General features: G+C 74.2%; 12 protein-coding genes. 9 read left to right on the top strand and 3 right to left on the bottom strand.

Annotation, left to right across the window (positions count from 1 at the left end):
* Positions 1 to 79: 79 nt before the first annotated feature.
* Both PATMI_RS0124625 and thrC read left to right on the top strand, forming a co-directional pair.
* Positions 80 to 1,315 carry a homoserine dehydrogenase gene (locus PATMI_RS0124625; RefSeq protein ID WP_026912831.1) on the top strand — a complete coding sequence of 412 codons (1,236 nt, stop codon included), beginning with the start codon at positions 80 to 82 and terminating at the stop codon, positions 1,313 to 1,315.
* Between the two features lie 41 nt (positions 1,316 to 1,356).
* Positions 1,357 to 2,433, top strand: a complete 1,077-nt coding sequence (gene thrC / locus PATMI_RS0124620; protein ID WP_211241833.1) for a threonine synthase — start codon at positions 1,357 to 1,359, stop codon at positions 2,431 to 2,433.
* 102 nt (positions 2,434 to 2,535) lie between these two features.
* Here the strand turns inward: thrC and PATMI_RS33100 are convergent, their stop codons facing one another.
* Positions 2,536 to 3,504 carry a polysaccharide deacetylase family protein gene (locus PATMI_RS33100; protein WP_157260967.1) on the bottom strand — a complete coding sequence of 323 codons (969 nt, stop codon included), beginning with the start codon at positions 3,502 to 3,504 and terminating at the stop codon, positions 2,536 to 2,538.
* An 83-nt stretch (positions 3,505 to 3,587) separates the two neighbouring features.
* Between PATMI_RS33100 and thrB the strand changes: the two genes are divergently transcribed.
* Entirely contained in the window at positions 3,588 to 4,457 is an 870-nt protein-coding gene (thrB, locus tag PATMI_RS0124610; RefSeq protein WP_026912829.1) for a homoserine kinase, read from the top strand.
* Positions 4,458 to 4,472: 15 nt separating this feature from the next.
* Here thrB and PATMI_RS0124605 read toward each other — a convergent pair whose 3' ends face one another.
* Entirely contained in the window at positions 4,473 to 5,261 is a 789-nt protein-coding gene (locus tag PATMI_RS0124605; RefSeq protein ID WP_026912828.1) for a ParA family protein, read from the bottom strand.
* Positions 5,262 to 5,328: 67 nt separating this feature from the next.
* Here PATMI_RS0124605 and PATMI_RS0124600 point away from each other — a divergent pair, with 67 nt between their 5' ends.
* From PATMI_RS0124600 to PATMI_RS0124590, 3 genes are read left to right on the top strand one after another with little or no spacing between them, the layout of a single operon-like run.
* Positions 5,329 to 5,598: a hypothetical protein gene (locus tag PATMI_RS0124600; RefSeq protein WP_026912827.1), complete on the top strand. Its 270-nt coding sequence runs from the start codon at positions 5,329 to 5,331 to the stop codon at positions 5,596 to 5,598.
* Positions 5,599 to 5,644: 46 nt separating this feature from the next.
* A complete protein-coding gene (locus PATMI_RS0124595) occupies positions 5,645 to 6,232 on the top strand; it encodes an SRPBCC family protein (protein WP_026912826.1) in 588 nt (195 codons plus the stop codon).
* Between the two features lie 23 nt (positions 6,233 to 6,255).
* Complete coding sequence (locus PATMI_RS0124590; RefSeq protein WP_157260966.1) at positions 6,256 to 6,948, top strand: hypothetical protein; 693 nt, start codon at positions 6,256 to 6,258, stop codon at positions 6,946 to 6,948.
* A gap of 238 nt (positions 6,949 to 7,186) precedes the next feature.
* Here PATMI_RS0124590 and PATMI_RS35450 read toward each other — a convergent pair whose 3' ends face one another.
* Complete coding sequence (locus PATMI_RS35450; RefSeq protein WP_211241788.1) at positions 7,187 to 8,920, bottom strand: penicillin-binding transpeptidase domain-containing protein; 1,734 nt, start codon at positions 8,918 to 8,920, stop codon at positions 7,187 to 7,189.
* A gap of 224 nt (positions 8,921 to 9,144) precedes the next feature.
* On the opposite strand from PATMI_RS35450, the gene PATMI_RS0124580 reads away from it, so the two are divergent.
* The 3 genes from PATMI_RS0124580 to PATMI_RS33085 form a co-directional block, all read left to right on the top strand.
* Positions 9,145 to 10,320 (top strand): MarP family serine protease, encoded by a 1,176-nt coding sequence (locus PATMI_RS0124580; protein WP_026912823.1) that lies wholly within the window; start codon positions 9,145 to 9,147, stop codon positions 10,318 to 10,320.
* Between the two features lie 81 nt (positions 10,321 to 10,401).
* Positions 10,402 to 12,750: a type IA DNA topoisomerase gene (locus PATMI_RS0124575; protein WP_026912822.1), complete on the top strand. Its 2,349-nt coding sequence runs from the start codon at positions 10,402 to 10,404 to the stop codon at positions 12,748 to 12,750.
* Between the two features lie 97 nt (positions 12,751 to 12,847).
* The coding region (locus tag PATMI_RS33085; protein ID WP_036726385.1) for a PD-(D/E)XK nuclease family protein at positions 12,848 to 13,989 on the top strand (1,142 nt) is incomplete at its 3' end.

Raw genomic sequence — 13,989 nt, 5'->3', positions numbered from 1 at the left:
CCCGGTGACCGGCGGGGACGGTGCCGGCGGTCGCGAGCGGAGGCCGCCGTCACACCGGCCCGTGCGATGATCCCGCGCGATGTCGGACGCCCCCGCCCCGTTCCGCGTCGGCCTCCTCGGCCACGGCACCGTCGGCTCCGCCGTCGACCTGCTGCTGCCCGAGCGCGCCGACGCGATCGCCCACGTCACCGGCCTGCGGCCGGAGGTCACGGGGGTGCTGACGACGAGCCGCGGGGACTTCGACGAGATCCTCGCCTCGTCCGACCTGATCGTCGAGGTCATGGGCGGCATCCACCCCGCGCACGAGTACGTCACGCGGGCGATCGAGGCCGGCAAGCACGTCGTCACCGCGAACAAGCAGCTCCTGGCCGAGCACGGCGAGGAGCTCTGGGCGCTCGCCCGCGAGCACCGGGTCCAGCTGCGCTTCGAGGCCGCCGTGGCCGGCGTCGTGCCGGTCATCCGCGTGCTCCAGGAGTCGCTGACGGGCCAGCACATCGACCGCCTGCACGGCATCGTCAACGGCACCACGAACTTCATCCTCAGCCAGATGGCGGCGACCGGCGCGTCGTACGCGGAGGCGCTGAAGGAGGCCCAGGACCTGGGCTACGCCGAGGCCGACCCGACCGACGACGTCTCCGGCAAGGACGCCGCGGCGAAGATGGCGATCCTCGCCCGCCTGGCGTTCGACACGCCGGTGCACCTCTCCGACGTGCCGTTCGAGGGCATCGAGCACCTGACGACCGAGGACATCGCCTACGCCCGCGAGCTCGGCCTCTCGCTGCGCCTGATCGGCACCGCCGAGCGGATCGGCGACGAGCTCGCCGTCCGCGTCCACCCGGCGTTCCTCTACGCCGGGCACCCGCTCTCCTCCGTGGACGGACCGTTCAACGCCGTCACGATCGAGTCGCCCGCGATCACCGAGATCACCCTGTCCGGTCCCGGTGCCGGCGGCCCGCAGACCGCGACCGCCGTGATCGGCGACGTGATCTCCGCGATGATCCCGCCCGCCCAGACGCCGCCGACGCAGAACAAGCTCGGCTTCGTCGCGGACGTCGAGTCCAGCTTCTACCTGCACGTCGAGGTCGCCGACCGGCCCGGCGTGCTCGCGCAGATCGCCCAGGTCCTCGGCCTGCAGGGCGTCTCCGTCAAGAGCGTCGTCCAGAAGGGCACCGGCACCGGCGCGCGCCTCGTGCTCGTCGTCCACCCGGTCCTGGAGTCCCGCTTCTACGGCGCGGTCCAGCTGATCGCCTCGAAGGACTTCGTGACGGCCACCCCGCGCGCCATCCGCGTGATCGACGAGGAGTTCGCGTCGTGAGCCCGACCGACGACCTGCTGACGCCCCCCGCCGGAGCCCGCATGGACCAGCCCGGACACCGCCTCACCGGCTCCGACTCGATCCGCCGCATGGGCCTGATCGAGCGGTACATGGACCGCCTGCCGTTCGAGCCCGGAGACCCGATCGTCTCGCTGAACGAGGGGTCGACGCCCCTGATCGCCGCGCCGCGGCTCTCCGAGCGCGTCGGGGCAGAGGTCTTCCTGAAGTTCGAGGGCCTGAACCCGACCGGGTCGTTCAAGGACCGCGGCATGACCTGCGCGGTCTCCGCGGCGGTCCGCGACGGCGCCGACGCGGTCATCTGCGCGTCCACCGGCAACACCGCGGCGTCGCTGGCGGCCTACGCCGCCCGCGCCGGCATCCGCGGCATCGTGCTCGTGCCCGACGGCAAGATCGCCGCGGGCAAGCTCGCCCAGGCCCTGATGCAGGGGGCCGAGGTCGTGGCGCTGCGCGGCAACTTCGACGAGGCCCTGCGCCTCGTCCGCGAGATCACCCAGGTCCACCCGATCGCGCTGGTCAACTCGGTCAACGACTTCCGCATCGCCGGCCAGAAGTGCGCCGCCTTCGAGGTCATGGAGGACCTCGACGGCCGGCTCGACGCCCTGTGCATCCCCGTCGGCAACGCCGGCAACATCACCGCGTACTGGAAGGGCTTCCAGGAGCTGCACGCCGAGGACCCCTCGGTGAGCCTGCCGGCGATGCACGGGTTCCAGGCCCGCGGCGCCAACCCGCTCGTCCGTGGCGAGCTCGTCGCCGAGCCCGAGACGATCGCCTCCGCGATCCGCATCGGCGCCCCGGCGCGCTGGGAGGAGGCGATGGCCGCGATGACCGGATCGGGCGGCACCGTCGCCGACTGCACCGACGAGGAGATCCTCGACGCCTACCGCTTCCTCGCGCGCGAGGAGGGCGTCTTCTGCGAGCCGTCGTCCGCGACGTCGGTGGCCGGCCTGCTGAAGCACGGCGTCGGCGACGCCGAGCGCGTCGTCTGCGTGCTCACCGGCCACGGCCTCAAGGACCCGCAGACGGCGCTCGACGAGTCACCGCCGGTCGTCCCCTGCGAGCCGGACCTCAAGGCGCTCGAGAAGATCCTCGTCGGCTAGAGGAGACCGGGGCGGGCCCCGCCCCGGGCGTCTCGGGTCGGGTCACGTCGGAGGTCGGACGGCCCGGGGCACCCGCCTGCCGCGCAGGGTCGACGGCGTGGCTCAGGCCGGACCGACGACCGTCGGCGGGGCGGCGGTGCCGCGCGCCTGGTCGACCAGCGACTCCGGGGTCGTCGTCGGGCCGACCCGGATCCGCGGCAGCTGGAACGGGTCGTCGGTCGGGGCCGCGATCCCGGGGACGACGGTCGTCGCCGCGACGTACCCGGCCTGCCGGGCGGCGGCCCGGACCCGGTCGTCGTTGCGCCCCGCGGGGTAGCAGAGGAACCGCGTCGACACGCCCAGCCGGCGCTCGATCAGCATCCGCGACCGCGTCAGCTGCTCGGCGAGCGCGGCGTCGTCGAGCGTCGTCAGGTCGAGGTGGTCGACCGTGTGGGAGTCGATCTCCCAGCCCTCCCGGACCAGGCGCCGCGCGCCCCACATCGGCAGGCCCTTGGGCCCCAGGTGGTTGACGGCCAGGTTCAGCACCCCCGGCCAGCCCGCGCGGGCGAGGACCGGCGCGGCGTTCGTGACGTGGGAGAGGTCGCCGTCGTCGAAGCTCAGGACGACCGGGTGGCGCGGCAGCGTCCCGGTCCCGTGCCACGCCTTCCAGAGGTCCTCCGTCGTCACGGCGGTGAAGCCGGCGCCGCGCAGCGCGTCGACCTGGGCGGCGAACTGCTCCGGCGTGACCCACAGGTCCGGGTACGGCGTGCCGGGCTTCGGCGTCGCGACCACGTGCCACATGAGGATCGGGACGCTCGTCGCGCGCGCCCTCGCCCCGCGCACCGACCACGCCGACGTGTCGCGTCCCGGGGAGCGCCGGTCGAGCTCGGCGGTCGCGCGCCGGACCTGCGCGGTGGACGGCCGGGCCGTGGGCTCCGGTGCCGGGAGCGGCCGCGCGGCGGCGACCGTCGCGGTGCCCGTCGACCGCGTCTCGCGGCGCACGATCACGGCAAGGAGGCCCGCCAGCACGACCGACAGCACGACGATCACGGGCAGGAGCGAGCGGGACGCTCGACGGGACGCCGGAGACACGCGCCCAGCCTGCCACACGGGTCCCCCGGAGCGCGGCCCCGGCCCGCTTGTCTCCCGGGCCACTCGGGTACGGTAGGCCTGGCATGGGTCGCACCGTCTCCGTCTCCGTCCCCGCCTCGAGCGCCAACCTCGGCCCGGGCTTCGACTGCATGGCCGCGGCGCTCGGACTGTGGCTGCACGTCGAGGTCGAGGAGACCGGCACGTTCGCGGTCGAGCACGACCTCCCGCTCTCGACGGGGCGCGACAACGTCATCGTCCAGGCCTTCGAGCGCCTGCGGTCCGCCGACGGCGTGACCTTCCGCGTGCGGACCGAGATCCCGCTGGCCGGCGGCCTCGGCTCGAGCGCGACGGCGATCGTCGCCGGCCTCGCCGCCGCCGCGGCGCTCGACGGTGGCAGCACCGAACCCGACGCCCTCCTGCCGCTCGCCGTCGACGTCGAGGGGCACCCGGACAACGTCTCCGCCGCGCTCTACGGCGGCATCGTGCTGACGGACGGCGGCTGGTGCGTCCGGATCGCGCCGCCCGAGGGGCTCGAGGCCGTCTTCGTCGTCCCGCACGAGGCCGTGCGCACCGCCGCCGCCCGCGCCGTGCTGCCCCAGCACGTCCCGCTGGAGGACGCCACCAAGAACGTCGCGTGGGGGGCGGCGCTCGCCATCGGCCTCGAGCGTGGCGACCTCGACATCGTCGCCCACAGCCTCCAGGACGTCCTGCACCAGCCGCACCGCGCCGCGCTGTTCCCGCGTTCGTCCGAGCTGATCGACGACGCGACGAGCCTCGGCGCGATCGGGGCGACCGTGTCCGGCGCCGGGCCGACGGTGATGCTCTGGACGAGCAGCGCCGACGCGCCCGCGGTGCTCGAGCAGGCGCGCGAGCGCGCCGCCGGCTGGGCGACGGTGCTGCACGCGCCGTTCGTGGGCGAGGGCGCCCGAGTCGCCGTCGTCGTCGGCGACTGACCCCGCCGCCCGGGCTCAGGCGCGGGCGGCCTTCGCCAGCGTGCCGAGCTTGCGCTTCGCCGGGGCCTCGCCCAGCGCGGCGGCGATCTGGCCCGCGAGGTCGAGGTAGTCGACCCCGAGCCCCGGGCGGTGGTCGAGGATCGACACGCCGCGCTCCGACGACTCGGCGTACGCGATCGAGTGCCGGACGACCGCGTCGAAGACCTTGCCGGGGTGGGCCTCCCGCAGCGCGACCACGGCCTCGCGCGAGTGGACCGTGCGCAGGTCGGCCTTCGTCACGACGGCGCCCAGGAACTCGAGGTCGGGGTTCAGGCCGTCGGTGGCCAGCTCGATCACCTGCAGCGCCTGCTCGACGCCCTGGAGCGCGAAGTACTGGGCCTCGCACGCGATCAGCGCGTGGGTGGCCGCGACGAGCGCGTTGACCGTCAGGAGGCCGAGGTTCGGCGGGCAGTCCAGCAGCACGACGTCGACGTCGTCGTCGGCACCGCGGAGGACCTTGCGGAGGATCAGCTCCCGGCCCATCTTCCCGGCCAGGGCGAGCTCGGCCTCGGCGAGCTGGAGGTTGGCCGGGATGATCCCGTCGTGGATCGCGTCGGCGGCCGTCGCACGCCCGGTCAGGACCTCGGCGATCGTCGGCGTCGCGTCCGGTGGGACGTCGAAGTAGTCCGAGAGGTTGCCCTGCGGGTCGAGGTCGATCACGAGGACGCGGAGCCCGCCGCGACGGAAGGCGTCGGCGAGGGTGCGGACGGTGGTCGTCTTCCCGGTGCCGCCCTTCTGGGACAGCACGGCGATCCGGTGGGCCATGCGCGGAGTGTATGCGGGGGTCCGGCGGGGGAGGAGCCGGGGAACCGGGGGCGAACGGGGTGACGACATGCGCCGCCAGCCGATCTCCGAAGCCGACCTCGAGCGCCAGCTGCTGCGGCGGTCCGTCTCCTCGCTCCACGCCGAGCGCCTGCGCTGCGACCGCTGCAAGCGCACGCCGCTGGTCGGCGAGGTCGTCTACCGCTACCCCCGCGAGCGCACGATCTGCGCCCTCTGCGTCCCGTACCGCCGGGACCGCCCGCTCGCCTCGATCCCGGTCCGCCACGGCGAGGAGATCCGGGCCCAGCGCCTGACGCCGCCGGTCGCCGAGCGGTCCTGACCCACAGAGGCGTCCCACCGGCCACCGCGGGGCTACACTTCGCCCCGTGGATCCGGTGAGCAGCACGATCAGCATCGACCGTCCCCGTGAGGAGGTCTTCGCGTTCCTCTCGGACATCGCCAACCACCGGCGGTTCCTGGACGGCAAGCTGACCGACTGGCACCTCACGCGCGAGGACTCGATCGGCCTCGGCGCCGGCGTCCGCGTCAAGGCGAAGCTCCGCTTCAACCGCTTCTCCTACTACGACGTGACCTTCACGGAGATGGAGCCGCCGTACCGGATGGCGATGGTCGGCCGCGGCGGCAAGTACGACCGCACGCTCGTGATCGCCGAGATCACGATCACCGACGAGGGCGCCCACGGCTCGAAGCTGACGTGGACGATCGAGACCGAGACCCAGCTCCCGTCCGACGGCATCATGGAGGCCGTCGCCGGGCAGAAGGGCGTCGCCAAGCGCGCGCTGAAGAAGGGGCTGCAGCGCCTCCGGGCCATCCTGGAGGACGGCGCGGAGGGCTCCGCACCGGTGGGGATCGCGGGCGGCGCCCGCAAGCCGGCGTCCGGCTTCCGGCTCCCGCAGGAGCTCGCCACGAGCGCCGACCCGGTCGACGGTTCGCGCGCGCACGCGGCGCGCTGAGCGCTCGACTAGACTGCGCGCCGATGCGTAACAGGCTCTTCCCTCTGCTTGCCGTCGCCCTCGCGTCCACCGCCCTCACGGCGTGCGGCGAGAAAGAGGACGTGGTCACCCACGCCGAGACCGAGGCGGTCTACGTCTCCGTCGGCCCCAAGGACGGCCCATACCTGAAGTACCAGGTCCAGGTCTCCCGGCAGCTGAACCCCGGCGACTTCGAGAACCTCTCCGCGCGAGGTGACCAGGAGAAGATCGATCCCGAGGACTCCGAGTACCTGAAGGGCATCCCCCAGGACGCCCTCAAGCTCACGAAGAACCCGAAGAAGCCGCTCGACGACGAGGTCTACTTCGGCGTGTTCATCCAGGTCGCGAACGACACGAAGAAGCCGCTGCAGTCCGCGGCGCTCAGCGGGTTCGAGATCAAGGACTCGCAGTGGACCGAGGGTGACCCCCAGGCCGAGAAGCACGTCTACCTCCCGATCGCGGCCGTCAGCCCGAAGGACCCGGGCAATCCCTTCCTCTACCGCCAGGCGATCGTCCCGGCCGCCACGGGCACCGGCAGCGGCTACCAGCCGCTCGCCAACAGCCCCGCCGGCTCGAGCACCACCGCCGCCGAGCTCCTGGTCTTCAAGATCCCCCAGGCGAACCTCGAGAACCGGCCGCTCGTCCTGCACATCAAGGGGCCGACCGGCGGCGAGGCCGAGGTCGACCTCGACGTCTGATCCGCACCCGCCGGCCGCGGCCGGCGACGCAGCAGTCTCCTCGACGGGGCGCCCACCGGCGCCCCGTCGTCGTTCCGGGGGCGCGGGCGGTGGACCGCGGTCAGCGGCCCGTAGGTCGCCGGCCGTGGGCGCGTCGCGGGACGTGCGGGAACGGACCGCTCACGGGCCTTCGCGCTAGTCGACTGCCACGCGGGACAGTGGCCGGTCAGGACCCGCCGCGCGAGGGGCTGCCCGCCGGTCAGCCGCCGAGCGCGGCGGTCAGGACCTGCCGCGCGACCGGAGCGGCCGTGGCGCCGCCCTGGAAGTTCCGGGCCCGGAGCACGCCGACGGCGATCGGATCCACGCCGTTGCGGCGGGTGACCGGCGCGAACGCTGACATCCACGCCGTCGTCGACTTGCCGTCGGCGTTGCCGCAGGCGGAGACGGGCTCGGGGGCGTCGGTCACCGAGTCGGGTTGCGCCGCGGCGGCCTTCGCGGCGGCCTCCGCGTCGCACTGGGCACCCTGGGTGGAGGCGAGCTCCGCCGTGCCCGTCTTGCCGGCCGTCGTGATGCCGGAGATCCCGACCCGGGCGTCCTCGCCGGTGCCGTTGCTGATCACCGCGCTCATCAGGGTCCGCATCGACGCGGCGGTCTTCGCGCTGATCACTCGGCGCGTCTTCGCGGCCTTGCTCGTGCGCAGGAACGTCAGCGTCGGCTGGCGGCCGTCGTTGGCGATCGTGGCGGTCATCAGGGCGATCTGCAGGCTCGTGGCCTCGACGCGCCCCTGGCCGATCGCGGATGCGGCGACCTCGGGCAGCTGCATCTGCGACGCCTCGGGGATCGTCGAGGTCGCGGCGCCCGGGAGCCCCGGGGTCGCCTTATTGAAGCCGAACTTCTCCGCCATCTCGACCAGGCGCTTCGCCCCGAGCTTCGCGCCGAGCGGGACGAAGACCGAGTTGCAGGAGTGCGCGAACGACTCCACCAGCGTGCCGCCGCAGACCTCGCCGTTGGAGTTCTGGACGTTGAAGCCCTTGGCCTCGGTCTCGCGCGGGTAGGTCGACGTCGTCTTCGCCACGCCGTCCTCGAGCGCGGCCGCGGCGGTGACGATCTTCATCGTCGACCCGGGGGGCTGACGGGCGGACCAGGCGCTGCCCTGGAAGCCGAGGACCTCGCCCGTCCGGGAGTCGATCACCGTCGTGCCGCTGACGTCCGGGGCGTTGGCCTGGGCGGCCGCCGCGGCCTTGACGACCGCGATCGAGATCGAGCTGCGGACGGCCTTCGCCTTCTTCGGCGCGACCTTCGCGAGCACGCGGTCGCCCGCCCTCAGGGTGCCGCCCGGGGTGCCCACGAGCTCGGGGTTGAGGAGCCGCTCGAGGCCCGAGGTCCCGACCTTCGCCCCGTCCGGGACGCCGAGGCGCCGGAGGGCCGGGGCGTCCTCCTTCGACGCCGTGCCGAGGACCCCGACGACCTGGGAGGCGATGTTCGGGACGTCCGACGTGCGGTTCGTGCCGCCGGCGAGGACCGTCGAGCCGTCGCGGGCGAGGATGTCGGCCCGCGCGGGCATCTGGGTCGTGCGGCTCAGGGTCTCGCCGGTGCGCAGGCCCGGCAGGGCCATCCGCCGCGTCCAGTCGATCCCGGCCTTCTTGCCGGAGCCCTCGAGCGGGAGCTCCACCGTCCCGCGCAGCGTCCCGAAGAGCCGCGTGTGCACGGCGACGCGCACCGTGAAGCCGTCGCCGTCGCGCTTCGGCTCCGTCGCCCCGACCGACCTGGCGGTCGCGGTCGTGAGCGTGCCGCGCATGATCTCGGTGAAGCGCTCCTTCGTGGCGCGCCCCTTCGCGACGCCGCCGAGGTCGTCGTACATCGCCCCGAAGTCCTGCGCGGTCCACGCCTTGACGTACGCCTTCGCGAGATCGCGCTCCGCCGCCCGCTCCGAGCGCGCGTGCAGCACCAGGTACGCCGCGACGCCCGCGACGACCAGCAGGACGGCGGCCACCACGGGCACGAGGCGCCGGCGGGAGCGGCGCGGAGCGGGACGGCCGCCCCGACCACCGGAGCGGCGCGGCTGCGCACGCGTCACGGGCGTCATCGGCCTCGCGGACCCTCCGGGGGCCCGGCGCTGCGGAGGACGTCGGCGTCCGGGGTCGGCCATGCGACGGCCCATACTACTCACGCGTAGCCACCCGGCTCCCCGATCGACCGGGTAGCCTGGATCCCCTCGTGACGGGCCTCGACTGGGCACTGGTGGTGATCCTGGTGCTCGCCGCGGCGGGAGGCACCACGCAGGGCTTCCTCGCCTCCGCGCTCGGCTTCGTCGGGTTCATGGGCGGCGCGATCGCCGGTGCCCGCCTGGCGCCGATGGTCGTCTCGGGTGGTGCCGACGGACCGAACGGCGCGGCGGCGGCGATCGTCGGGGCGGCGGTCCTCGGCGTGCTCCTCGGCGTCGGGCTGCAACGGGTCGGCGACCTCCTCCGGATCCGCCTGAACGCCGGCGAGCACGGGGGGTTCCGGGTCGGCCGGGCGCTCGACGCCGCTCTCGGCGCCGTCTTCACCGCGGCGCTCGTGATCATCGCGGCGTGGTTCGTGTCCGCGATGGTCCTCCAGACGCCCGGTGTCCCGGCGTCGTGGCGGTCCGAGGTCCGACACTCGTCCGTGCTCAAGCGGCTGCGCACCACGCTCCCGCCCGCCGACGACGCGCTGGCGCTGCTCTCCCGCTTCGATCCGCTGCCGGGCTTCGCCGGTCCGCGCGCGGCCGTCGACGCCCCCGATCCGGAGATCCTGAAGCGACCGGGCGTCGCGGACGGCCGCAAGGGCGTCGTCCGGATCGAGGGCTCCGCCTGCGGCGTCGGCATCGTGGGCACCGGCTGGGTGGCACGCCCGGGCATCGTCGTCACCAACCAGCACGTGATCGCGGGGGAGGACGACACCCACGTGATCGCCGAGGTCGGGGGGCAGCGGGTCGAGGCCCACGCGGTCTACGCCGACCGGGCGCAGGACATCGCCGTGCTCGCCGCTCCCGGGCTCGACGCCGAGGCGCTGCGGGTGGTGGAGGACCCGGAGAGCGGGACGTCCGCGGCCATCCTCGGGTACCCGCTCGCCGGCCCGTTCAAGGCGCGGGCGGCCCGCATCGCCGCCGCCCAAACGGTCAGCGGCGAGGACTCCTACGGCAACGGGCCGATCCGGCGGCGGGTGCTGCCGTTCCGCGGGCTCGTCCAGCAGGGCAACAGCGGCGGCCCGCTCGTCGACCGTCGGGGGCGCGTCGTGGGGACGGTCTTCGCCTCCTCCACGAGCGGCGGCCAGCGCCGCGGCTTCGCGGTGCCGAACGAGATCGTCTCGAAGGCGCTCCAGGACGCCCGGAGCGACGTCCGCGTGTCGACGGGCCCCTGCAGCCACTGAGGAGCTTCGTCACAGGTCCGGCGCGGAGTCGGCACGGACGGGGGGAGAGGCCGGGGTGGCGACCCCGCTACGCTGCCGCCCGTGGGCAAAACGCTGGTCATCGCCGAGAAGCCGTCCGTCGGGCGGGACCTCGCCAAGGTCCTCCCGGGCTCGTTCGCCATCGGCAAGCCGACCGGCGAGCGCAGCGCGCGCTGGATGGAGGGGCCCGACCACGTCATCACGTGGGCGATCGGTCACCTGGTGCAGCTCGCGGAGCCCGACGCGTACGACAAGAAGTTCAAGCGGTGGAAGATGGAGGACCTCCCGATCGTCCCGGAGGACTTCCAGCTGGTGGAGCGCGACGACAGCTCCAAGAAGCAGATGGCGGTCATCAAGAACCTGCTGCACCGCGACGACGTCTCCGACGTCATCAACGCCTGCGACGCCGGGCGCGAGGGCGAGCTCATCTTCAAGTGGGTGTTCACCGCCGGCGGCGGCACGCAGCCCGTGCAGCGTCTGTGGCTCTCCTCGATGACCGAGGCCGCGATGCGCCGGGCGCTGGCCGAGCTCCGGTCGCCCGACGAGCTGGTCCTCCTCGGCGAGGCCGCGCAGTCGCGGTCCGAGGCCGACTGGCTCGTCGGCATGAACGCCACCCGCGCCGCGACGATCCGCCTGCGGTCCAGCTTCGACGGCGCCGTCTCCCTCGGCCGGGTCCAGACGCCGACGCTCGCGATCCTCGCCCGCCGCGAGGAGGAGATCAAGGCGTTCGTCCCCGAGCCGTACTGGCTGGTGGACGCCCGCTTCGACGCCGGCGTCGGAAGCGATCCCACCCACCCGACGAAGAACCGCACCTACCTCGGTCGCCTCTACCAGGGCACGCAGCCCCGGCTGAAGACCGCCGAGGAGGCCGACGCGATCGCCGCGGCGGTCAAGGGCCGCACGGGCACGATCACGAAGCTCGACAAGGTGCGCCGCAAGGAGCGCGCGCCGATGCTCTACGACCTCACGTCGCTGCAGCGCGAGGCCGGCAGCCGCTTCGGCTTCACGGCGCGGCGCACCCTCGGTGCCGCCCAGCGGTGCTACGAGGAGCACAAGGCGCTCACGTACCCGCGTACGAGCTCGCGCTTCCTGACGACGGACATGATCCCCGAGATCAAGCCGACGGCCGGGCAGGTCGGCTCCCGCCCCGAGTACCGCGAGGCCGCGAAGTACGTGCAGGGCCTCGACTCGCTGCCGCTCGGGCGCGTGGTCAACGACGAGAAGGTCGCCGACCACCACGCGATCATCCCGACCAACGCCCAGCACGTGCTGGACAAGATGGGCGACGACGACCGCCGCATCTACGACATGGTCGTCCGCCGCTTCCTCGCGGTCTTCCACCCTGAGGCCGAGTTCGAGAACACGCGGATCGAGACGACGGTCGAGACCCCGGACGCCCCCGAGGTCGCCAAGGGCCCGCACGTCTTCCGCACCCGCGGCCGCGTGCTGCTCGTGCCCGGGTGGCGCGGCGTCTACGGCGAGCTCGAGGAGGGCTCCGGCTCGGACGACGACGAGGGCGCCAACCAGACGCTGCCGAAGCTCGCGAAGGGCGAGGACGCGAAGGTCACGAAGTCGACGTCGGACGAGAAGGTCACCAAGCCGCCCAGGCGCTACAGCGACGCCTCGCTGCTCGGGGCGATGGAGACCGCCGGCCAGCTCGTCGACGACGACGAGGCCCGCGAGGCGATGAAGGACGCCGGGATCGGCACGCCTGCCACGCGCGCCTCGATCATCGAGCGCCTGATCGACGTCGGCTACGTCGAGCGCGACGGTCGTGCCCTGATGGTCACGGAGAAGGGGCAGAACGTCATCCGCCTGCTCGACGGGCACCAGCTGACCTCGCCGTCCCTGACCGGCGACTGGGAGCACCGGCTCGCGAAGATCGAGTCGGGCGAGGAGTCCCGGAAGGCGTTCATGGACGCCATCGCCGGCTTCGCCAAGTCGACGGTGGAGGAGCTCGACGCCAAGCTCAAGGACGTCCGGATCCCGCGCGCCAACCTCGGGCCGTGCCCGGTGTGCGGGCGCGACATCAGCGAGAACCGCAAGGGCTTCTCGTGCTGGTCGAAGGACGACCCGGGGTGCGGCTTCGTGATCTGGAAGAACAAGGCGGGCAAGACGCTCGCCCCCGTGGTGGCCAAGGAGCTCATCAAGACGGGCCGCACGGTCAAGCCGGTCACCGGGTTCAAGAGCCGCGCGGGCCGCAGCTTCCGGTCCCGCCTGGCCCTGCACCAGACCGACGAGGGCAAGTGGCGCGTCGAGTTCGACGAGCCGTGGGCGCAGGACGGCCTGAAGGCCCCGACGCCGCAGGAGGTGGAGGCCGCCGAGGCCGCGACGGCCGCGGCGACGGGGGAGGCCGCCGTCGCGGTCGCGGCGGAGGCCGCCTCGGCCGACGGCTCCGACGTGGCGGCGTAGGCCGCGTCCCGGGGGTGGCGTCCGACGTCGTGCACCCCCGGAACGCCCGCCGCAACGGGCCGTGCACGCCGTCCGGGCGCCCTGAGACGGTCCACGGGTGACCCTGCAGCTCGTCACCGGGCCGACGAACGCCAGCAAGGCGGGCGTCGTGCTCGGCCTCGTCCGGCGCTGGGGAGCGGAGAACCGCTCCCCGGTCCTCGTCGTCCCTACGGGGCCCGACGCGGACCGCTACCGGCGCGAGCTCCTGCGGGTCTCCGGCGGCGTCGCCGTGGGCGTGACCGTCGGCACGTCGGCCCGGCTGACGGAGCTCGTCCGCCGCGCGGTCGGGATCCCGGCCGCCACCCTGGGCCCGCTGGCCCGCGAGCGCCTCCTCGCCACGGCCCTGTCCGCCGTCCCGCCCGGACGGCCGCTGGGACGCACCGCCGACCGGCCCGGGGTCCGGCGGCGGCTCGACGGGCTGCTCGAGGAGCTCGCCGAGCGCGGGTTCGGCCCGGAGCAGCTGCACGACGACCTCCAGCGGCTCGACCCGGTCGAGCACGGCGTCGACGGCCAGCTGGTCGACGACCTCCGGGCCGTCCTCGAAGGGGTCGCCTCCGCGTCGGCGGGGCTCGTCGACGGACAGGGGCACCCGCTGCCGTCCCCGGCGGCGCAGGCGCGGGCGGTCCGCCTGCGCCTCGCCGGTGAGCCCGGCCTCTGGGCCGGCCGGCCGGTCGCGTTCTACGGCTTCGACGACCTGACCTTCGCGCAGCTGGCCCTCGTCCGGACGCTGGCGCGGGCCGCCGACGTGGTCGTCTCGCTGCCGCACGAGGACGACCGCGTCGCCACGAGCGCCCGCCGCGAGGTCGTGGCCGAGCTGCGGGCGGTGGCCTCCGAGTCGGCGGGCCGGGCCCAGGGCTCGACCGGGGCGCTGCCGCTGACCGCGGGGTCCCCCGAGCTCCGGGAGGTCGCGATCGCGGCGCTGCGCACCCACGAGGTCGCGCTGGCGCCGCCCGGCGGCGAGGGCGGTCGCGGCCGGCTCGAGCGCCGGCTCTTCGAGCCCCGGGGCGACGACGACGGGCCGGCGCCGGACGCCACGCTCGACGACGTCGTGCTCGTCGAGGGCGGCAGCGCGCGGGCGGAGGCCGAGGCCCTCGCCGACGAGCTCCTGGCCGCCGTCGACGAGCTCGCGCTGGAGTGGCACGACGTCGCCGTCGCCGTCCGCGAGGCCGCCGGGCCGGCGGGCGCGCGGCTGGAGCGCGA

This window comes from Patulibacter minatonensis DSM 18081 (assembly GCF_000519325.1).
In the GTDB taxonomy this organism is placed as follows: domain Bacteria; phylum Actinomycetota; class Thermoleophilia; order Solirubrobacterales; family Solirubrobacteraceae; genus Patulibacter; species Patulibacter minatonensis.
Note: the sequence above shows the minus strand (reverse complement) of the source record. Positions and strands in the feature narration are given on the sequence as shown.